The 19167-nt window shown below is 64.3% G+C and carries 20 protein-coding genes, 1 tRNA gene, 2 pseudogenes and 1 other annotated feature; of the genes and pseudogenes, 12 read left to right on the top strand and 11 right to left on the bottom strand.

Going from position 1 to position 19167, the window contains the following annotated elements:
• Positions 1-40: 40 nt before the first annotated feature.
• Both G6N13_RS01545 and G6N13_RS01540 read left to right on the top strand, forming a co-directional pair.
• The gene (locus G6N13_RS01545; protein ID WP_163694521.1) at positions 41-3046 is read left to right on the top strand and encodes a UPF0182 family protein; all 3006 of its coding nucleotides are present in this window, start codon (positions 41-43) and stop codon (positions 3044-3046) included.
• 7 nt (positions 3047-3053) lie between these two features.
• On the top strand, positions 3054-3704 hold the full coding sequence (locus G6N13_RS01540) for an MBL fold metallo-hydrolase (RefSeq protein WP_163694520.1): 651 nt from the start codon (positions 3054-3056) through the stop codon (positions 3702-3704).
• On the opposite strand, the gene G6N13_RS01535 is transcribed toward G6N13_RS01540, so the two are convergent.
• Complete coding sequence (locus G6N13_RS01535) at positions 3603-4253, bottom strand: hypothetical protein (protein ID WP_163694519.1); 651 nt, start codon at positions 4251-4253, stop codon at positions 3603-3605. The genes G6N13_RS01540 and G6N13_RS01535 overlap by 102 nt on opposite strands.
• A gap of 138 nt (positions 4254-4391) precedes the next feature.
• On the opposite strand from G6N13_RS01535, the gene G6N13_RS01530 reads away from it, so the two are divergent.
• Both G6N13_RS01530 and G6N13_RS01525 read left to right on the top strand, forming a co-directional pair.
• Positions 4392-4465 (top strand) — tRNA-Met (locus tag G6N13_RS01530).
• 301 nt (positions 4466-4766) lie between these two features.
• Positions 4767-5123 (top strand): hypothetical protein, encoded by a 357-nt coding sequence (locus G6N13_RS01525; protein WP_163694518.1) that lies wholly within the window; start codon positions 4767-4769, stop codon positions 5121-5123.
• A gap of 543 nt (positions 5124-5666) precedes the next feature.
• Here the strand turns inward: G6N13_RS01525 and G6N13_RS01520 are convergent.
• The 3 genes and pseudogenes from G6N13_RS01520 to G6N13_RS25625 all read right to left on the bottom strand — a co-directional run bounded on the left by G6N13_RS01520 (position 5667) and on the right by G6N13_RS25625 (position 8646).
• Positions 5667-6440 (bottom strand): ExeA family protein, encoded by a 774-nt coding sequence (locus tag G6N13_RS01520; RefSeq protein ID WP_235678014.1) that lies wholly within the window; start codon positions 6438-6440, stop codon positions 5667-5669.
• Positions 6441-6478: 38 nt separating this feature from the next.
• Positions 6479-7991: pseudogene (locus tag G6N13_RS01515) on the bottom strand (DDE-type integrase/transposase/recombinase).
• A 34-nt stretch (positions 7992-8025) separates the two neighbouring features.
• Positions 8026-8646: a helix-turn-helix domain-containing protein gene (locus tag G6N13_RS25625; RefSeq protein WP_163694516.1), complete on the bottom strand. Its 621-nt coding sequence runs from the start codon at positions 8644-8646 to the stop codon at positions 8026-8028.
• A 167-nt stretch (positions 8647-8813) separates the two neighbouring features.
• On the opposite strand from G6N13_RS25625, the gene G6N13_RS01505 reads away from it, so the two are divergent.
• The 5 genes from G6N13_RS01505 to G6N13_RS01490 all read left to right on the top strand — a co-directional run bounded on the left by G6N13_RS01505 (position 8814) and on the right by G6N13_RS01490 (position 11854).
• Positions 8814-9230 carry a hypothetical protein gene (locus tag G6N13_RS01505; protein ID WP_163694515.1) on the top strand — a complete coding sequence of 139 codons (417 nt, stop codon included), beginning with the start codon at positions 8814-8816 and terminating at the stop codon, positions 9228-9230.
• Positions 9227-10186 carry a hypothetical protein gene (locus G6N13_RS01500; RefSeq protein ID WP_163694514.1) on the top strand — a complete coding sequence of 320 codons (960 nt, stop codon included), beginning with the start codon at positions 9227-9229 and terminating at the stop codon, positions 10184-10186. The genes G6N13_RS01505 and G6N13_RS01500 overlap by 4 nt, the downstream gene beginning before the upstream one ends.
• Positions 10187-10349: 163 nt before the next feature.
• Positions 10350-10547, top strand: coding sequence for a hypothetical protein (locus G6N13_RS01495; protein WP_163694513.1), 198 nt, complete (start codon positions 10350-10352; stop codon positions 10545-10547).
• A 51-nt stretch (positions 10548-10598) separates the two neighbouring features.
• Positions 10599-10943 (top strand): transposase, encoded by a 345-nt coding sequence (locus G6N13_RS24725; protein WP_235677901.1) that lies wholly within the window; start codon positions 10599-10601, stop codon positions 10941-10943.
• Positions 10898-11029 (top strand) — a sequence feature (AL1L pseudoknot). It overlaps the preceding gene by 46 nt.
• The gene (locus G6N13_RS01490) at positions 10940-11854 is read left to right on the top strand and encodes an IS3 family transposase (RefSeq protein WP_235678013.1); all 915 of its coding nucleotides are present in this window, start codon (positions 10940-10942) and stop codon (positions 11852-11854) included. It overlaps the preceding feature by 90 nt. The genes G6N13_RS24725 and G6N13_RS01490 overlap by 4 nt, the downstream gene beginning before the upstream one ends.
• A 36-nt stretch (positions 11855-11890) precedes the next feature.
• Here the strand turns inward: G6N13_RS01490 and G6N13_RS01485 are convergent, their stop codons facing one another.
• The 5 genes and pseudogenes from G6N13_RS01485 to G6N13_RS26025 all read right to left on the bottom strand — a co-directional run bounded on the left by G6N13_RS01485 (position 11891) and on the right by G6N13_RS26025 (position 14190).
• On the bottom strand, positions 11891-12226 hold the full coding sequence (locus G6N13_RS01485; RefSeq protein ID WP_179965054.1) for a hypothetical protein: 336 nt from the start codon (positions 12224-12226) through the stop codon (positions 11891-11893).
• A gap of 130 nt (positions 12227-12356) precedes the next feature.
• A complete protein-coding gene (locus tag G6N13_RS01480) occupies positions 12357-12518 on the bottom strand; it encodes a hypothetical protein (protein WP_163694512.1) in 162 nt (53 codons plus the stop codon).
• A 66-nt stretch (positions 12519-12584) separates the two neighbouring features.
• Positions 12585-12855 (bottom strand): annotated as a pseudogene (locus tag G6N13_RS01475) (integrase core domain-containing protein); the annotation flags it as partial.
• Between the two features lie 37 nt (positions 12856-12892).
• Complete coding sequence (locus G6N13_RS01470; RefSeq protein ID WP_163694511.1) at positions 12893-13699, bottom strand: RsiV family protein; 807 nt, start codon at positions 13697-13699, stop codon at positions 12893-12895.
• 314 nt (positions 13700-14013) lie between these two features.
• Entirely contained in the window at positions 14014-14190 is a 177-nt protein-coding gene (locus tag G6N13_RS26025) for a hypothetical protein (RefSeq protein WP_163694510.1), read from the bottom strand.
• Positions 14191-14265: 75 nt separating this feature from the next.
• On the opposite strand from G6N13_RS26025, the gene G6N13_RS01460 reads away from it, so the two are divergent.
• Positions 14266-15060 (top strand): SigB/SigF/SigG family RNA polymerase sigma factor, encoded by a 795-nt coding sequence (locus G6N13_RS01460; RefSeq protein WP_163694509.1) that lies wholly within the window; start codon positions 14266-14268, stop codon positions 15058-15060.
• Positions 15061-15254: 194 nt separating this feature from the next.
• Here G6N13_RS01460 and G6N13_RS01455 read toward each other — a convergent pair whose 3' ends face one another.
• Positions 15255-15887 (bottom strand): TetR/AcrR family transcriptional regulator, encoded by a 633-nt coding sequence (locus G6N13_RS01455; RefSeq protein ID WP_163694508.1) that lies wholly within the window; start codon positions 15885-15887, stop codon positions 15255-15257.
• Positions 15888-15990: 103 nt separating this feature from the next.
• On the opposite strand from G6N13_RS01455, the gene G6N13_RS01450 reads away from it, so the two are divergent.
• A complete protein-coding gene (locus G6N13_RS01450) occupies positions 15991-16911 on the top strand; it encodes an AurF N-oxygenase family protein (RefSeq protein ID WP_407663859.1) in 921 nt (306 codons plus the stop codon).
• A complete protein-coding gene (locus tag G6N13_RS01445; RefSeq protein ID WP_179965053.1) occupies positions 16908-17225 on the top strand; it encodes a DUF4873 domain-containing protein in 318 nt (105 codons plus the stop codon). Before G6N13_RS01450 ends, G6N13_RS01445 begins: the two co-directional genes overlap by 4 nt.
• Here the strand turns inward: G6N13_RS01445 and htpG are convergent.
• Positions 17222-19153 (bottom strand): molecular chaperone HtpG, encoded by a 1932-nt coding sequence (gene htpG / locus G6N13_RS01440; RefSeq protein ID WP_163694507.1) that lies wholly within the window; start codon positions 19151-19153, stop codon positions 17222-17224. The genes G6N13_RS01445 and htpG overlap by 4 nt on opposite strands.
• Between the last annotated feature and the right edge of the window lie 14 nt (positions 19154-19167).

Below are 19167 nucleotides of genomic sequence, written 5' to 3'. Positions count from 1 at the left end.
GCGCGGCGCGCCCGCCCGACAAGACCCAGGAGCCTGACAGGTGAGTATGCGGCCCGGCGCCCGGATGCCGAAGTTGACTCGGCGCAGCCGAATTCTGATCGGTGTTGCGCTCGCGGTCGTCGTGCTGTTGTTGGTTGGACCTCGTCTGGTCGACACCTATGTGGACTGGCTGTGGTTCGGTGAGCTGGGCTACCGCTCGGTGTTCACCACCGTGCTGGTGACCCGCATCGTCGTATTCCTGGTGGCCGCGCTGCTGGTCGGGGCGATCGTCTTCGTCGGGCTGGCGCTGGCCTACCGCACCCGCCCGGTATTCGTGCCGACCGCCGGGCCCAACGATCCGGTGGCGCGCTACCGCACCGCGGTGATGGCGAAACTCAAACTGTTCGGCATCGGGGTGCCCGCGATCATCGGCGTGATGGCCGGTGCGGTCGCGCAGAGCTACTGGCCACGGGTACAACTGTTCCTGCACGGCGGCGATTTCGGCGTCACCGATCCACAGTTCGGCAAGGACCTCGGCTTCTACGCCTTCGATCTGCCGTTCTACCGGCTGGTGCTGTCGTATCTGTTCGTGGCGGTGTTCCTGGCCTTCCTGGCGAATCTGATCAGCCACTACGTGTTTGGCGGTATCCGGCTGGCCGGCCGTGGCGGCGCGTTGAGTCGTCCGGCGCGTATCCAGCTGGTCGCGTTGATCGGGACGCTGGTGCTGCTCAAGGCGGTGGCCTACTGGTTCGACCGCTACGAGTTGCTCAGCCACACGCGCGGTGGCAAGCCCTTCACCGGCGCCGGCTACACCGATATCAACGCGGTGCTGCCTGCCAAGCTGATCCTGATGGCCATCGCGATCATTTGCGCGGCCGCGGTGTTCTCCGCACTCGTGCTGCGTGACTTGCGGATTCCCGCGATCGGGCTGGTGCTGTTGCTGCTGAGCTCGCTGATCGTGGGGGCGGGCTGGCCGCTGGTCGTCGAGCAGATCAGCGTCAAACCCAATGCGGCGCAGAAGGAAAGCGAATACATCAGTCGCAGTATCGTCGCAACCAGGCAGGCCTATGGCTTGACCAACGATCACGTGACGTACCGCGACTACACGGGCAACGCGCCCGCGACGGCCAAGCAGGTGGCCGACGATCGGGCGACTACGTCGAATATCCGGGTGCTGGATCCAACGATCATCAGCCCGGCGTTCACCCAGTTCCAGCAGGGCAAGAACTTCTACTACTTCCCCGACCAGTTGTCGATCGACCGCTATCAGGGACCCGACGGCGATCTGCGTGATTACGTCGTCGCCGCGCGTGAGCTCAACCCGGATCGTCTGATCGACAATCAGCGGGACTGGATCAACCGGCACACGGTGTACACCCACGGCAACGGCTTCATCGCGTCGCCGGCCAACACGGTGCGCGGAATCGCCAACGACCCGAACGCCAGCGGCGGCTATCCGGAGTTCCTGGCCAGCGTCGTCGGTGCCAACGGCAGTGTCGTCTCGCCGGGTCCGGCTCCGCTGGATCAGCCCCGTGTCTACTTCGGTCCCGTCATTTCCAATACCGCGGCTGACTACGCGATCGTCGGCAAGAACGGCAACGACCGTGAATACGACTACGAGACCAACACCGAGACCAAGAACTACACCTACACCGGCAGCGGCGGTGTCGCGCTGGGCGACTGGCTGGCCCGCAGTGTGTTCGCCGCGAAGTTCGCCGAGCGGAACTTCTTGTTCTCCAACGTGATCGGGTCCAACAGCAAGATCCTGTTCAACCGTGATCCCGCGCAGCGGGTGGAGGCGGTGGCGCCGTGGCTGACCACCGACAGCACCGTCTACCCGGCGATCGTGAACAAGAAGATGGTGTGGGTCATCGACGGCTACACCACGCTGGACAACTACCCGTACTCGGAGTCGACCTCGTTGTCCTCGGCGACGGCGGACTCCACCGAGGTGGCCGTCAACCGGCTGGCGCCGGACAAGCAGGTGTCCTACATCCGCAACTCGGTCAAGGCCACCGTCGACGCCTACGACGGCACCGTCACGCTGTACGCGCAGGACGAGACCGACCCGGTGCTGAAGGCGTGGATGTCGGTGTTCCCCGGCACGGTCAAGCCGAAGAGCGACATCTCGCCGGATCTCGCTGCGCACCTGCGTTATCCGGAAGACTTGTTCAAGGTCCAGCGGATGCTGCTGGCCAAGTACCACGTCGACGATCCGGTGACGTTCTTCTCCACCTCGGACTTCTGGGATGTGCCGCTGGATCCCAACCCGACCGCAAGCAGCTATCAGCCGCCGTATTACATCGTCGCCAAAGATATTGCCCGCAACGATAATTCGGCGTCCTTCCAGCTGACCAGTGCGATGAACCGGTTCAGGCGCGACTTCCTGGCTGCCTACATCAGTGCGAGCTCCGATCCCGACACCTACGGGCGGATCACGGTGTTGACGATTCCAGGTCAGGTCAACGGCCCCAAGTTGGCGTTCAACGCGATCAGTACCGACACCGCGGTCAGCCAAGACCTCGGTGTGATCGGCCGCGACAACCAGAACCGAATACGGTGGGGCAATCTGCTGACGCTGCCGGTCGGGCAGGGCGGTCTGATCTACGTGTCGCCGGTCTATGCCTCACCGGGAAGTAGTGACGCCGCATCGTCGTACCCACGGTTGATCCGTGTGGCGATGATGTACAACGACAAGGTCGGCTACGGCCCGACGGTAAGTACGGCTCTGGATGGCATTTTCGGGGCTGGCGCGGGTGCGACGGCCACCGGTCCGGCACCGGCGACCCCGCCGGGGGGTCAGCCGCCGGGCTCTCGTCCGCCGGCAGCGGCTGCGGCCCCGGCGCCGGGCAGTGCGCCGGAGGTTCCCACCCCTATCGCGGCGGTTACGCCGGGCGTGCCGGGCGCGCCGACGGCGTTGTCGGGGCCCAAAGCGGCCGCGCTGCAAGATGTTGAGACCGCGCTGGGTGCCGTGCAGGAAGCCCAAAAGAATGGCAACTTCGCCGAATACGGCGATGCGCTGCAGCGTCTTGACGATGCCTTCAAGAAGTACGAGGCCACTAAGTAGTTCTGCCATGCGTGAGTTGGTCGTGCTCGGCACCGCAAGTCAGGTGCCGACGCGCTACCGCAACCACAACGGCTACCTGCTGCGCTGGGACGACGAAGGGCTGCTCTTCGATCCCGGCGGGGGAACCCGGTGCCAGATGGTGCTGGCTGGGGTTCCGGCCAGCGCGGTAAACCGGCTGTGTCTCACGCACTTTCACGGGTACCACTGTCTCGGGGTGCCCGGCATCATCCAGCGCTCGTCACTGGACCGGGTGGATCATCCGATCTCGGCACACTTTCCGGCGTCGGGCGCGCAGCACTTCGCCCGGCTGCGGCACGCCTCGATCTTCTACGACACCGTCGGCGTGCGGGAGGAGCCGATCGAGGCCGCGGGGCCGGTGGCGGTTGGGGCGTTCGGGGTGTCGGAGCTCGCCGACGGTGCCGACATGTTGGTGATCGGGGCGACGTTCTTGGCGCACGACGAAGACCTCGCGGTGCGTTACGGGCACCTGACGGCTCGGCAGGCAGCCGGGGTAGCCGCCGCGTGTGGCGTGGCGTACGCCGGTGCCCGCGCGACGCTAGGACGCGCCTTGAGCGGTGGGAAGTCCCACGCGCAGGGCGATGGCTTGTTTCTGCCCGGTGTTGGTGACGAAGTTGGCGTCGGCGGGTTGGCCGGGTAGACCGTCGAACTCGACGCGGGCCAGGGTGGATCCCTCGGTGAACAGCAGCACGGTCACCGACTTCGCGCCGTCGGGGGAGTTACCCGAGACCACAGTTCCGCCGGTGCCGACGATCGAGGGCTGTGGCGGTCCGGGGTTGACCGATTTGGTCAGGCTGGCCTGCGCTTCGGCGAGCGCGGACGGGCCGGAGGCGGGGTTGTCGAGCTCGACGAGCAGAATGCTGACGGCCTTGGTCTGCTCCTGGTTGACGATCAAGACCTCTGCGCCGGGGCGGGTGTCGGGGTTGGCGGTCGCGGGTTGCGCGGTGAAGGCGTCGCTCTTGGTCGAGATGTCGCGGGACTGCAGCAGCAGTCGGGTGTAATCGACGGGTGCAGCGGCCGGCTTGGTGCTGGTCGTCGTGGTTGACATGCTCACGCCGGGGAGCGCGGGGATCGACGCGGCGGGTTTGCCTGTTTCGAGACCGGATTCGTGGTCACAGCTGGTGGTCCCGAGAGCGACGGCGGCGATCATGGCGATCGCGGCGCAGCGAGTGGCGTGTTGTCTCTTCATCTCCATCGAGCCTGTCGACTTCGGCCGCGAGAAGCAAGTGAATAGGGGTGGGTTGTGACGAACGCGATGGGTGTTTGGGGCTCTGATCAGCCGATTTGGTTCCTCTGCTCAGCGCCCGGTAACGTTGCGTTCACCCGACGCGGGGTGGAGCAGCTCGGTAGCTCGCTGGGCTCATAACCCAGAGGTCGCAGGTTCGAATCCTGTCCCCGCTACTAGGCAAAACGGCCCCCGGAGATCTCTCCGGGGGTCGTTTTCATTGGGTTTGTGAACGGATTTGTGAACGTCAGGCTTCCTGATTAACGATTAACGATCTTGACGCGTGACGACCGCAAGTGAGTGCACGAAGTTCGGTAGCACAGGTCTGTGCTCGGCTTGATTACTCCAGCTGGCACGAGTCGCGGCACGTGAGCCGCATGTATGGCGAATGGTGCGTGCCGCTGCGCGTGGCGGCGCAGTGGCGCGCTGGCGGTCTGGCTAGGTCACATGGCCGAGCACGGTGTCACAGGAGTGCGCATGATCGGGGCACTCAGGGCTGGCGAAATCGGCGAGTGTGCGGCAGCAGCCCTTTTCGATGACCATGACCCTGAGAAAGTCCGGCTAGTCGACATCACAGCTAGTCAGCCCATCCTGTCGGAGGGGCAACGCATACTGGCGATCACGACGACACCTGACGAGCTGACCACCCTGCAAGCGGCGCTGGCGATTTGCGATGAGAACGACGGTGCGGTTGCCGCCGACGCCATTGCCGCTCGATTCGACGTGGATCGTGATGTAGCGGTGCGTGTGCTGCTGCCGTCCATTGCCGAGTATTTCGAGAACAGGCAAGACCGTGAACGCGGCTCTGCGGTATCAGCACAGCCAAGACGGTAGGGACGCTGTCGTTGCCGCGAACCTCAGTGCCAACGCTGTAGCTGAACTGGCGAAGGCGAAGGACAACCTCTGATGAGTTCGAAAGCTTCAGGGGAACAGTCGGACGCGCTGTCATGTATCGGCCTCCGTCCTACCTGTCAGGAAGGGCGTCATCGCTGCTGTCACTGACCACACCGTGGTTGTGCAGCTGCGCGGTGACTCACACACGGCCGCTGTGTCGCCGGAGCACCTTAAAGTTGCAGCCTGAGCCGACGTGCAAGGGCATGATGATCCAGAGGCATATTCAGCGGAGTAGGACCGTGTGTGCCTGCCGCTTCTTGACGGTGGCCAGCCCTACGCTGGGAAGCTATGACGACATGGCGGGACATCGCCGAACACGAGCACCTCATCCCTAGTGTTGACCGTCGCTGTGGATGCAGTTGATGGCGTCATCGTGGATGCCGATGGTGTTGATGTAGCGAAGGCCCTGTCCGCGTAGCGGGCAGGGCCTTCGTCTGCATGGTGACGGCGTCCTCGGTGCGGTGACGTCGCATGGTCGGTGATTCAGTCGTGGCCTGTTTCAGTGACCGCGATCCGGGCGGCTTTCTCATCGACGATCGCGGCTTTCGCGGCGAACGCCGCGGTCAGTGCGTGCACGGCGAGGTTGTTGACCGCCCGGGGGTAGCCCCGGGCGGCGTTGTGGATCAGGGTGATCGCGTCGTCGGAGAACAGGGTGTCGGTGCGGCCGGCGATCGTGGCGTGGTGGCCGATGTAGTCGGCGGTATCGGCGGGGGCCATGCCGGCGATCGCGTAGCGCATCGCGATGCGCTGATCGAGTGCGGCCAGCACGCCCAGACGCAGGCGATGCCGCAGGGTGGGTTGCCCGACGAGCAGGGCGGCGAAGGGTGACCCGGAGTCCATGTCGTGGTTGGTGAGCATGCGGATCGCTTCCATTTGGGTGTTGTCGAGCAGGTGGGCTTCGTCGATGACCACGACGGGGGTTCGGCCGCGTTCGGCGTGTTCAGCGGCCAGGGCCTCGGCGGCCTGGGGGGCCAGGGTGGCGGTGTAGAAACTGGGCACCCGCCCCAACGCGGTGACGATGTGGTGCAGCATGCCGCGGACCCCGACCGAGGGGTTGGGCAGGTAGATGATGACGTGGCGGGCCGGATCGAGCGCGGCGGTCGCGGCCCGGATCGCGACGGTCTTACCGGCACCGACCTCCCCGGTGATGACCCCGATCGCATGCTGGTCCACACACCAGGAGATCCGGGCGACGGCTTCGCTGTGGCCGGGGTGGCGGTGCAGCATCCCGGGGGCCAGAGCGCGGCCGAAGGGCATCCGGGTGAAGCCGTAATACTGTTGCAGCCGTTCGATACTCACGCCGACACCCCATCCTGGTCGTCAAGGCTGGCGATGTCGTCGATGCTGAGTTGTCCGGGGATCTGGCCGTCGGTACGCGCGGTGGTGGGGGTGGCGAACAGGGCGTTGTATCCGATGCGGTGATCGGCGCGGATCTGCTCGTGGTGGGTCTGGGCGGTCAGCGCCAGGTAGTCGATCCCGGTCGCCGCCGGGGCTGGTTCGGTGTTTCGGGTCGGGCTTTGGGGTGGGTATGGCGGGTGATGATGTGCGGCACGGCCCGGCCGTAGCGGACCTCGCGGTAGCGGACTTCGATGGTTTCCAGGTCGAAGGGTGAGAACACCAACTCCACCCGCCGCCCGATCAGGGCCGTATCGACTTGAAAGGTGTTGCCGTGCAACGACACCGTGGCCGTTTTGGTGACGGTGCGGTGCTCCGACCACAGGAACGCCTCGGTCAGATCCGCGGATGTCGGTACCGCCGGGCCGCGGCCGAGCCGGGTCCAGCCTTGCTCCCAGCGGTCCAGCGGGGCGTGGCCGGTCTCGGTGTGGGTGCGGCGGTGGTACTCGGTTTCGACCCACGCGGTGAACAGCCGGTTCAGTTCCAGCAGCGCGGTGCGGTGATCAACCCCGGTAGCGGCGAGCTGTTCGGCGGTGGTATCGACGATCTCGACCAGGAACTGCTCACGCACGGTGCGGAAGAACCGTTCGATCTTGCCTCTGCCCTGGGGGCGGTGCGGGTGGAATGGACCAGGCGCACGCCGAGTTTCGCGCACGCCCGCAGCAGCCAGGCATCGACGAAGGCCGACCCGTTATCGACATAGACGCTGGCCGGGACCCGCGGGCGGCCAGTGCGGGTTGCAGCGCGGCACCCAACCGGACGGCGTCCTCGGCGAAGCCGAAACGGTAGCCGCAGACCAGCCGGGAATGATCATCGAGGAAGGCGAACAGATAGGTTTTCCTCCCGCCGATCCGCGGGCCGTGCAGGGCGTCCCCGGTCCACCGGTCGTTGGGGTTGGCGGCTTCGAACCGGCCGAACACCACCGGGGCATCCCCGGCGGCCGGGCCGATCAGCTCCAGGCGGTGGAACAGCCGCAGCAGGGTCGATTCCGAGGGCCCCCGGTCGCGGTGCGCAGGATCCTGCCCACCTGCGCGGCGGTCCGGGCCGGGTTCTCCCGCTTGAGGGCCGCGGCCATCTCCAACACTGCGGTATCGGTGCGCGGCACACACGTCCGGGGGCTGGGCACCAACTCGACGAACCCGCCGGCCCGATACCGGCGGATCCACCGATCCAGGGTGTCCCGGGAATACCGCACCGGGGTCCCGAACGGGTCGGTGTGCTCACCGGAGGCGATCTGGCGGACCAGCCGCCCCGGGCCTTCGTCGACAGGCCCTGATCCAACGCCGGGCAGATCAACTGGTAGCGGAACAACCCCACCGCCTGGGCCCGCGCCCGGCGCTCATCCTCACCCAACACCGCACTGACTCCTTCACCGCTGGCGATGCCGCCCAAACCCGTTGCCAGGGCAGTCATCCCCGCGACGATGGCCCATCGACCCCACCGCGCATCAGAGGGCAACTGGTGTTGCACCCACCCACCCCGACACCGGCGGCCACTCCGGCGCGAGCAGCCGGGCACCGCTGCACGCCACCGCCACTGAAACCGCCGTCACCGCGCCGACCAGCCGTCCCGGCCCGAACCGGGACACCATCGCCGCCCTCGCCGCGCCCACCGCAGCCAGAACATCCCCGACAGCTGTGCCGGTCGCCGGAGGTATCGACACCTCCACCCCCGCGGTCACCGCGACCCCGATGAACCACTGGCGCACCGCCTCGACCCGCCGACCGATCACCCGCAACCAGCGCCGGACCGTGCACGCCGGGATACCCGCCGCCGCGGCGATCCGCCGATGCCCGACACCGGCCGCCCGGGCCTGCAACACCGCCCATACCAGCTCCGCGGCATACGCCCTGCGCAGCAACAACGACACCGGCAACAACACATGAGTCACCGCACACCCCCGGCACCGCGACCGGCGAGGCCGGACCGGACCCTCCAGCCCGACCACCCGCCGCGACCGCCCGAAACCCCACCGGGCCAGCACCCCGTCCGGGCACGACGGACACGACAGCTCCCCAGCCGCCAACCGGGACTCGACGCGAACAAGATCGACCTCTACGGTCACCATCAGTGCCTCCGAGCACTACAGCGCGGCACCCCGCCAAGCCGGCCAAGACTTCAGCGGGGTGCCGCGCACCATCAGTTCCTCGACACACTGACGGTGCAGACCACCAAGATCAAACCCCGGTCACACCAACGACCACATCGGCACGCTCAACGACGAAGGCCCACCCCGTGGTCGTCGTTCCCAGCGACGGTCAACACCCTAGTCAGATAGCTGATCTGGAGAGGATAGAAGAACAAGGCGCGCCTGCAGAGCAGCTCTTGAAGGAAGCCCGTTCGTATGCCTCCCTCAACCTCCGGGGACAGGTGGACTTCGGTCATGTACCCGACCCTTCCGGCGCAATGGAGTGCCATGAGTGGCAGGAAAGACACGGAAGCTGGTCGCGTGAGTTCACGGGCCACACCCGGTCTACAGGACGTAACACGGTCACTGTCATTGGGAAACAGGACAGCACTGGCGCAGTAGTGCAGACGTGGCTCGAGATCCGCGTCAACGACGCCGTGATGGGAACGTCGACCGCTGATGCCCGAGAATTGGCTGCCGCCATCGTTGCCGCTGCCGATGAGGCCGAGGAAATTGAAGATTGAAGCTCTTGTCTGTCGCCAAATCGTTACTGTTACAACCATTCCGGCAGATCTACCAAACGATGCGCAAAAGGGGCAATGTGGACACCAGCGGTTCGTCAGGCGACAAGCCGCCGAGCGTCGAGGAAGGTTATGCGTGGCTAAAGGATCAGACCGGGAACGCGTTGACGCGGCTGCAGGCGGTCAAGGCGTCCGACTCTGCGGTCATCATCGCGGATGATCTCTACTTTGCACCTATCTACACAACGTTTCAGCAAGGTGTTGTCCAATGTCTACTCAGCGCGCTGGATCATCTGAGGTTCTTGGCGTGGAGCCTTGAAAATCGTGAGCACCCATATCCGTACGCGCAGGCCACGGTGATACGAACTGCAATCACCGGAGCCGCGACTGCCTTGTGGATGGCCGACGGAAATACACCAACCGAACGACGTTTGCGCGCATTGGAATTCAACTTCAAGGACCTCAAGTCTCGCCTAGGGTGGCTGAATACCTTGGCGGCTGACCCGATAAATCAACCGTTCCCGCCAGCAGACCAAGCCACCTTTGACGCGCTGGTGGTCGAAATAGACAAGCGGCTTAACTGGATTCTGCAACAGGCGACCACGCTCCAATCGCGTGCCACGCTCTTCACACAGAACACTTACGGGGGGCAGTGCACCAGCGATACGAAAATGGTGCAGCTCGCCGGAGCGGTGGTGCCGGCACTCAGCAGTGGCGGGTTTGACCCTGCCTGCGTCTTGTCGAACTCATGGCAATTGCTCAGCGGCTACGCGCATGCACGGCCCTGGGCCTCGCTACAAAGCAGCAAGCACATCGTCAAGGACGCAACACCCGACCCCCAAACCGGGGTAATAACAGTCGCCGTGCAGGGTGACCCAGAGAGGTTGTTGGACTATGCATTTCGGGCTCTGCGGGTCGTTGAAGCTGGAATCAGTACGCTCGAGCACCTATCCGCCTAGGGTTTAGACGGGCCTCAAAGACGCCGGCAACGGTTCGGATATTCCTTGCCAACCGCGGCACGGAGGGGCATCGTCGGGTAGCGACGACGCGGAAGAGGAGCGCTGGCCTGCAATGACCCAATCGGATCCACAAGAGCTGCTGGCGCATCTTTGGCGTAGGGCAATGACCCAGAACATCGTTGAGCGCACGACGTCGAAAGCCAAACGCGGTGCCGATTTGAGAGATTGGGCACTGGAGGTCACACAGAACTTACTCGACGCTGAGAGCAGCCTTGCCCTCGACGACAGAGACTTTGTGCCCGAGTATGCGATTGGGATGGTGAGCACCACAGCGGTTTTCCCGGTCATGGCGGCAATCTGAAACGCCCTGGAAATCCCGGAGGCTCCTGACCTTGGAAACGAGGATGCAGGTATGCCGAAGGAACAGTCTGCCGGGAAGCCCACGGCGCGTCGTTACAGCCCGGAGGAGAAGGCCGCTGCGGTGCGGATGGTCCGGGCTCTGCGTGCCGAGTTGGGGACCGAGCAGGGAACCGTGTCGCGGGTGGCCCGCCAACTCGGCTACGGGGTGGAGTCGGTGCGGTCCTGGGTGCGTCAAGCCGATATTGACGAGGGATGCGCTCCGGGAGTGTCCAGCGCGGAGTCGTCACGGATCAAAGAGCTCGAGCAGGAGATCCGAGAACTCAAGCGTGCCAACGAAATACTGAAACGTGCGGCCAGTTTTTTCGGGGCGGAGCTCGACCGCCAACACAAGAAATAGTCGATTTCATCGACGCCCAGCGCGAGGAGTTCGGGGTCGAGCCCATCATCACCGTCCTGCGATCGGCAGGCGTGGTGATGGCCCCGAGCACTTACTACGACGCCAAGTCCCGCGGTCCGTCGGCGCGCGCGCAACGTGACGCCGAACTGGTGCCGGCCCTGGTGGCCCTCTGGGAGGACAACTACCGCGTCTACGGGGCCCGCAAACTGTGGAAGACCGCCCGCCGAAATGGCCACGACGTGGGCCGCGATCAGGTGGGCCGGTTGATGCGGGCTGCCGGTATCTGCGGGCACGGCGCGGTAAACGGGTCAAGACCACGAAGCCAGATGCCAGCTGCGCGGCACCCCGATCTGGTGAAGCGCAAGTTCACCGCGACCGCGCCGAACCAGCTTTGGGTGACGGATCTGACATTCGTGCCGACTTGGGCCGGCGTCGCGTACGCGTGTTTCATCGTCGATGCGTACTCCCGGATGATCGTGGGCTGGCGGGTGGCCGGCCATATGCGGACCTCGATGGTCCTCGACGCGTTGAGATGCGCGCTGGTCGCGCGGAAACCTGTTGGCGGGCTTGAGATGTCACTCCGATGCTGGGTCGCAGTTCACCTCCATTCGCTACGGCGAACGGCTCGCCGAGATCGGCGCGGTCCCTCTATAGGTTCGATCGGGGACAGCTTCGATAACGCCTTGGCGGAGACGGTGAACGGCTACTACAAGGCCGAGCTGATCTACGGTCCCGCCCGCAGCGGGCCGTGGAAGACCGTCGAGGACGTCGAGCTGGCCACCCTCAGTTGGGTCTTCTGGCACAACACCAACCGCTTACACGGCTACCTCAACGACGTCCCGCCCGCTGAGTTCGAAGCCACGTTCTACGATGCCCAACGGAGCGACCAACACCTGGTCGAAATCCAATAGCCCGAGCCTCCGGCAGAACCAGGGCGTTTCACACCATCACCCTCGACGAAAAATCGAGGCTAGGGCGCAGGCCGCCAATGCGACGGCGGAACACAACATGATCGCCGGAATGAGCCGCCGACGATTGAGGACGTCACCGAGCGGCACCACCAGCAGAATTCCTACGGCATAGCCGATCTGAGTCACCGTGACCAGCAGGCCGGCGAGGCCGGTGGAGATACCGAGCGAGGTGCCTATATTGCCGAGAAGCGGTTGAGCCCAGTAGAGGTTTCCCACTGCTGCGCCTCCCGCCACCGCGAATAACAGGGTGAGCCTGGTGGAGATGCCGACCGGTCGCTCCGGTTGTGTTTCGTCAGTTCCGTTGGTATCCATGCGATTTCCTCCGTCGTTCCGTCAGATCGAGTTCAGGAGACTGCGACCCGATCGAACTGCCCTAACTGGTTTTGGCACCGGGGCGCCAGAGGCGGAGTGTGATCAGAGGCGTCGCGTGTGGTGAAAGGGCTCAGGCGCTGTCTGTCTTCTCAATGGCCGCAATAGGGGATGGGGCGATGCCGTCGGTACTGGCGGCCCAGCTGGCGAGAAGCTGCAGACCATCATGGGAGGGGGTGCCGGGCTGCGCGGTGAAGGCCAACAGCATCAGCCCACGATCGGCGGCCAGATTCATGCCTTCGTAGGTGAGGGTCAGGTCACCGAGGGCCTTGCCCCCATGTAATGGACACGGGATTTGTGGTTAGGCGGCTTCGGGCAGCGTAGCGGGTGTCAGGGTCCTTTCGTAGGTGGCGGGGCTGGAATGACGGCAGCTGGAGTGGCGTCGTTTGGTGTTGTAGCGGGCCAGCCAGCGGAAGACCTCGCCGCGGCAGTTCGCGGTGTCGGGCCAGCTGGCACGGTCTTGGAGGACTTCGCGTTTGAGGGTGGCGTTGAACGATTCGGCCAGGGCGTTGTCGGCATGACCCCACCCCGCCCATAGACTGAGTGACACCGAGGTCTTTACAGAGTGCGCGGCGCGCTCGCGTCGGACTATCGACATTCCTCGACTCGTCAGGCGATCATCGGGTCGATCGCCGACCGGGGCACCAGCACCTGCAGCCCCCCAAACGAGGCGGGCAGCAGCACTCCCTGGTCGAAGAAGAAGATCACACCGTCGTTGACCACTGCAAAATTCTGGTAGTTGGCCGGGTTATAGAGGGCGCTCGTCGCGAACGGCAACGGTGGCGGGGGTGGCGGCGGTGTGGTGGTGGTCGTCGGTGTGGCCGCGGCCGGCTCCCCCGGTTGGGTGGTGGCAGGTGCGGCCGGCTGCGGTGGCGGGGCAAACTGCTGTTGCAGTTGGGCCTGGACGATCGGCGCAACGGTCTTCAGGGGGTCGTCGACCCGCCACAGGGGCGCGTTTGCTTTATCTTCCGGAGCGGCCGTGTAGATGATCGCCTTGCGATAACTCTGGTCCCAGTCGAAGGCCTTGTACGTCGTCTGCGCTTGCGTGCCACCGACGTTCTGGACCACCTTGAAGACCATGCTTTGTGTGCCGCGTGGGGGAATCGAGGACGTGTACTCCGTCGGTGTGACGGTCAGCGAATACGGGGTCTCGCGGGGCGCGCCGGACTTGGCCGTATTGAGGAAGGCGTCGCGGGTCTGCGAAATATAGTCGGCGACGGACTTCTGGTCGGGGTAGTCGAGCGGCATGCTGATGTTGACGCTGTAGGCCGGGTCGGAGAGCTGAATGACACACGCGCTGCCGGTGTTGCTGCCCTTGAGATCTGCGCAGTAGTCCTTCGGCGCCGCCACCGCCACACCAGAGGAACTGACGATGGCGGCGACCGCGACGCCAACGATCACGCTGAACGAGCGCATGGGTATCCCTTCACACACACGCGGCGCTCGGCCGCTGATCGAAACAAACGACTACGTATAGCCTAATCCGTTGCCGTTCACACAGGCCGCAAGCCGCCGACGCGTGAGCGCGGACCATGATGGTTGCATGAATGCACGATCAACGAGCCGGGCGCTACGAGCCGCCGGGGCTGTCCTCGGCCTGCCGATCGGGTTCGACCCGCGTGCTGTCACGGCCAATAATCTTGTTGTCCTGCACCAATTTCCGGAGGCCACGGCGTGCCATTCGTGGTGATCAGCGACCAGCCGATCGACGAAGACTAGGACTGGCTGGCTCAGCTGCCCGGCTGAGATCGGTCACGACGGTCTTTGTGGGACGGCGTGGTGAGCTCCTTGATCTCGGCGACCACATCGGCCACGTTGAGCGCGTCATGGTCGGCGATCGCAAGCTCGTCCGCCGCGAGCGTGCCGCCGAATGCTGCAACCCCGCCGATAGCGTTTAGCCTGTTCAACTAGGGGGTACTCCGCGACAGCAGGTTCAGATTCGAGCCGGTGACTACTTACGGCGAATCAAAGGGAGCTTGTTGATGCCTGCGTCCGGTGCGGCCAATTCAGATTATTCCGAAGTCACTCAAATGTTCCGGAGCCTCAAGCTCCTTGATGAGGGTTCGCCCGCGTTTCGCCGTCTCCGAGATTCCATCATCGAGCGCAGTTTGCCGCTTGCCGACCACATCGCGCGGCGGTACGGCGGCCGTGGCGAGCCGTTCGACGATCTTGTGCAGGCCGCACGAGTTGGCCTTGTCAACTCCGTGAACCGCTTCGACGTCGAGACCGGCTCAGAATTTCTGTCCTTCGCCGTGCCGACGATGATGGGCGAGGTCCGGCGTCACTTCCGGGATTACGGGTGGGCGGTGAAAGTGCCTCGTGGGATCAAAGAGATTCAGCCGCAGATGATCAGGGCTCGTTCGGACCTGTCGCAACGGCTGAACCGCGCACCCACGGCCACCGAAATCGCCGCTCATCTTGGAGTCGACCGGGAGCTGATCATCCAGGCGACCATTGGTGGCGGTAACTACGCAACCGTGTCAACCGATGCCCCCGTTGGGGCCGGCGAGGGCCCCAGGGTTATCGCCGACACCTTTGGTGAGGTTGACCCCAACCTGGACAAGGTGCTGAACGTCGAAACGGTCCGTCCGTTGATTGCCGCATTGCCCGCGCGGCAGCGAGTGATTCTGACCCTTCGCTTCTTCGACAATCTCACCCAGACCCAAATCGCCGAACGAGTGGGGTGCTCGCAAATGCACGTCTCACGTCTTCTCGCGAAGGCGCTCAAGTCCCTGCGCGCCAGCGCCGAGGGACCCGAGCTCGCAGCGACCGCATAGTCCACCCCAGGTGGCTCAAACAAGTCGATGTGCCGAGACCTATCGCAGCGGACGACGCCTTGGCCGCCGCGGGACATGACGACAGGGTCGGTCAGCCCCGCTCCGACGAAGAAGAGGCCGATCGCGGCGGCAATCCAACTACTCACCCGGGACGTGCTCTATCCACGTCTGGACGAAGTCTGACCCGTCGCCAACTAACCCGTCAGCCCCAGCAGCGGCGGAACCAGGTAACGCCGTGCGAAGGACCGGGCTGCGTCGTCATCGCCGAGCGCGACGTTCTGTGAGGGTGTCAGCACAAACGACACGATGACTCGGACGGTGACCTCGGCGACCTCGAGCAGTTCAATCTGGGTGCGCTTGTCATCGGGCAGCGCGACGGCTAGTTGATGCGCCAGGAACGATGACGCGGTCAGGATGACGCTGTCGCCCTCGACCGTCAGGAACGGCAGCACGGTCTCCGGTTCGGTGGCCAGCAACCGCTGCAGCAGTGCGTGCCCGCGCATCGTATTCAGCGTGAACACGAACCCCTCGACCAGCTTGTCTTCCGCCGTCGGGTAGCCGCCGGCCTCTTCGGCGAGTTCGGATAGGAAGCGCTCGAGTTCCCGGAGCAGTACCGCCTCGACGATGGCGTCCTTGTTCGCGAAGTTCCGGTACAGCGTCACCCGGGCCAACCCGGACCGCTTGGTGATGTCCTCCACGGTGGATCGCCGGATGCCGAACAGCTCGAATTGCTTGAGCGCTGCATCGAGGATCCGTTGAGGGTTGCCTTCGGCGGTCGGCGACCCGAAACGCTGCACCGCTTTGGCGAGCAGGCCTCCGTGTTTCATCGGTGCAGTCTAAAGCCTGGCATGAACTATTGATACAAACAGACGACGAATGTATCTTCAGTTCGCAGCGCTCAGGACATCCGCGACTAGCAGGAGGCTTCCCATGGCCACAGCTTCAATGGCTTCATCGACCAAGACACTGACCTCACCCAGCCGGGAGGAGTTCTCCGATCGGCTGCTCAAGGGCTCGGCCAAAAAGTCGTACGCGCCGGCTGTCGACATCGACTGGGAATCCCCGGTCGTACCCGACAGGTTCTTCCTGCCACCCCGCGTGGTGTCGCTGTACGGCACTCCGATGTGGGCGGATATGACCCGCGAACAGCAGATCGAGCTCTCGCGCCAGGAGTTCATCAACCTTCTCTCGGCCGGTGTGTGGTTCGAGAACATCCTCAATCAAGCGCTGCTGCGTGGCCTGATGCACGCCGACATCACCTCGTCGTCGACCCATTACTCGCTCACCGAACTCGGTGACGAGACCCGGCACATGGTCATGTTCGGTCGCACGATCAGCGCGGTGGACGGAAAGGCGTTTCAGCCCAGTCGCTTTCAGCGGATGATCATCAACGCGTTGCCGTTGATGTTCCAGAAGTCGGTGCTGTGGATCGCCGCACTCGTCGGTGAAGAGATCTTCGACGCCCTTCAACGCCAGATCCTCGACGACCCCGAGCTGCAGCCGATTGTGCGTCGCATCATGCGGATTCACGTGACCGAGGAGGCGCGGCACATCCAATTCGCCCGCGACGGCGCACGTCGCGATGTCCCAACGATGCGGCGGCGCAACCGGTTTCTACTCGCCAGCGTCCACGGCGCCGGGGGACCGTTCTACCGCTACCTGTTCACCAACCGCGCCGTGTACCGGCGGGCCGGTCTCGACGGCCGGGAAGCGCGCCGCCAGGCCCGCGCCAATCCGTACTTCCATGAGACGACGCGTGCCGGATTCGCGCCTTTGGCGGCGTTCCTCGACGAGATCGGGCTGATGAACTGGATCAGCCGCCGGATGTGGAAGCGGACCAACTTCCTGTGACCACAGTGGACGAGAACGGTGTCTTCGACGGCACAGCCGAACTGGATGTGGCCGACGCGCGTTATGAGGTCCGGGTCCGCCTCGCTGGTCACCTCAGCCCGATCGACGGGCAGTACCACTGGCAAGGCCTCGCCTACGGAGCGCCCGAGGATCTGGCGGCGGGCAAGCAGGCTCGACTGCGGATTGGAAGCCGAAGCGCCGCCGTTCGTCTCGTCGAGAAAGTCCCCTCCGGCCAACTGATGGTCAGTGGGGTCGGAGCGCCGCCGTACGATCTCATGCCGGTCGGAGGGAAACCCTCGAGAGAGGCCTTCTAGACGGTCCGCGCCAACCGATCCGCTAGCAGCGCCGCGAACTTCGCAGGATCTTCCAGCGTGCCACCCTCAGCCAGAAGTGCTGTGCCGTAGAGCAATTCGGCTGTTTCGGCGAGCGCGGCGTCGCCCCCGCGGCTCGAGAACCCGTCTCTCAATCCGGCCACCAACGGATGGCCCGGGTTTAGCTCGAGGATGCGTTTCTGCTGCGGGACCGTTTGCCCTGACGCCTGCAACATGCGCGCGAGCGCGGGCGTCATGCCGAAACTATCGGTGATCAGACAGGCCGGAGAGTCGGTCAGCCGAGTAGATAAGCGCACTTCTTTAACGTTCTCGCCCAGAGTCTCGGCCAGCCACCCGAGCAGGTCGGCGTAGTCCTGCTCCAACTGCGAGCGTTCGGCCTCGAGCGCGCTCTTGTCTTCCTCGGAGTCGAGGTCAACCTCGCCCTTGGCGACAGATTGCAGGCGCTTGCCGTCGAACTCGGGCACCATATCCACCCAGACCTCGTCGACCGGGTCGGTAAGCAGCAGCACCTCATAACCCTTGGCCTTGAACGCTTCCAGGTGCGGTGAACTCAGTAGCTGCTGACGCGATGTACCGGCGGCGTAGAAGATCTGCTCCTGACCCTCTTTCATCCGACCGACGTATTCGGCCAGCGTAGTGGGTTCCTCGTCACTGTGCGTCGAGGCGAATGAGGACACCGCCAGCAGCGTGTCCTTGTTGTCGACATCGGATAGCAGGCCCTCTTTGAGGACCCGGCCGAAGTGCACCCAGAAGGTTCGGTAGTCGGCCGGGCGCTCGGACTGCATCTCCTTGATCGTCGCGAGCACCTTCTTGGTGAGCCTGCGGCGGATCGCCTTGATCTGCCGATCTTGCTGCAGAATTTCGCGAGAAACGTTGAGCGACATGTCCGCCGCATCGACGACGCCCTTGACGAAGCGCAGGTAGGGCGGCAGCAGTTCATCGCAGTCGGCCATGATAAACACCCGCTTGACGTACAACTGCACACCGACTCGGGCATCGGAGTTGAACAGGTCGAACGGGGCGATCGACGGGATGAACAACAGTGCCTGGTACTCGAAGGTGCCCTCGGCCTTCATCGGGATGACCTCCAGTGGGTCGTCCCAGGCGTGCGCAATGTGCTTGTAGAACTCCGTGTACTCCTCGTCGGAGACGTCGTCTTTAGGCCTGGCCCACAATGCCTTCATGGAGTTGACGGTCTCCGTCTCGACGGTGACCGCCTCGCCTTCGCCGTCCTCGGTCGCCGGGCTGCGCCGCTCCACCTGCATCCGAATGGGCCAGGCGATGAAGTCCGAGTATTGCTTGACCAGTGCCCGGATCTTCCATTCGGCGGTGTAGTCGTGCAGCTCGTCCTCGGCATCCTCGGGCTTGAGATGCAAGGTGACCGACGTGCCTTGCGGCGCGTCGTCGACGGCGGCCACGGTGTAGGTGCCCTCGCCGCTGGACTCCCATCGGGTTGCCGAGGTCTCGCCCGCTTTACGGGTGAGGAGGGTGACCTTGTCGGCCACCATGAACGACGAGTAGAAGCCGATGCCGAACTGGCCGATCAGTTCTTCGGATGCGGCGGCATTCTGCGCCTCCCTGAGCTGTTGGCGCAGTTCGGCGGTGCCGGACTTGGCCAGCGTGCCGATCAGGCCGACCACCTCGTCGCGGGTCATCCCGATCCCGTTGTCGCGGATCGTGAGCGTGCGGGCGTCCTTGTCGATGTCGATCTCGATGTGCAGATCGGAGGTGTCGACGTCGATGTCCTTGTTCCGGAACGCTTCCAGGCGCAGTTTGTCCAGCGCATCGGAGGCGTTCGAGATCAACTCCCGCAGGAATGAATCCTTGTTGGAGTACACGGAGTGAATCATCAGATCAAGCAACTGGCGGGCCTCGGCCTGGAACTCCAGCTGTTCGACGTGTTCAGTCATGGTGAATCCGATCG

Source organism: Mycolicibacterium sarraceniae, assembly GCF_010731875.1.
Lineage (GTDB): Bacteria > Actinomycetota > Actinomycetes > Mycobacteriales > Mycobacteriaceae > Mycobacterium > Mycobacterium sarraceniae.
The sequence above is the reverse complement of the archived record's forward strand: the minus strand, read 5'-3'. Positions and strand labels throughout refer to the sequence as shown.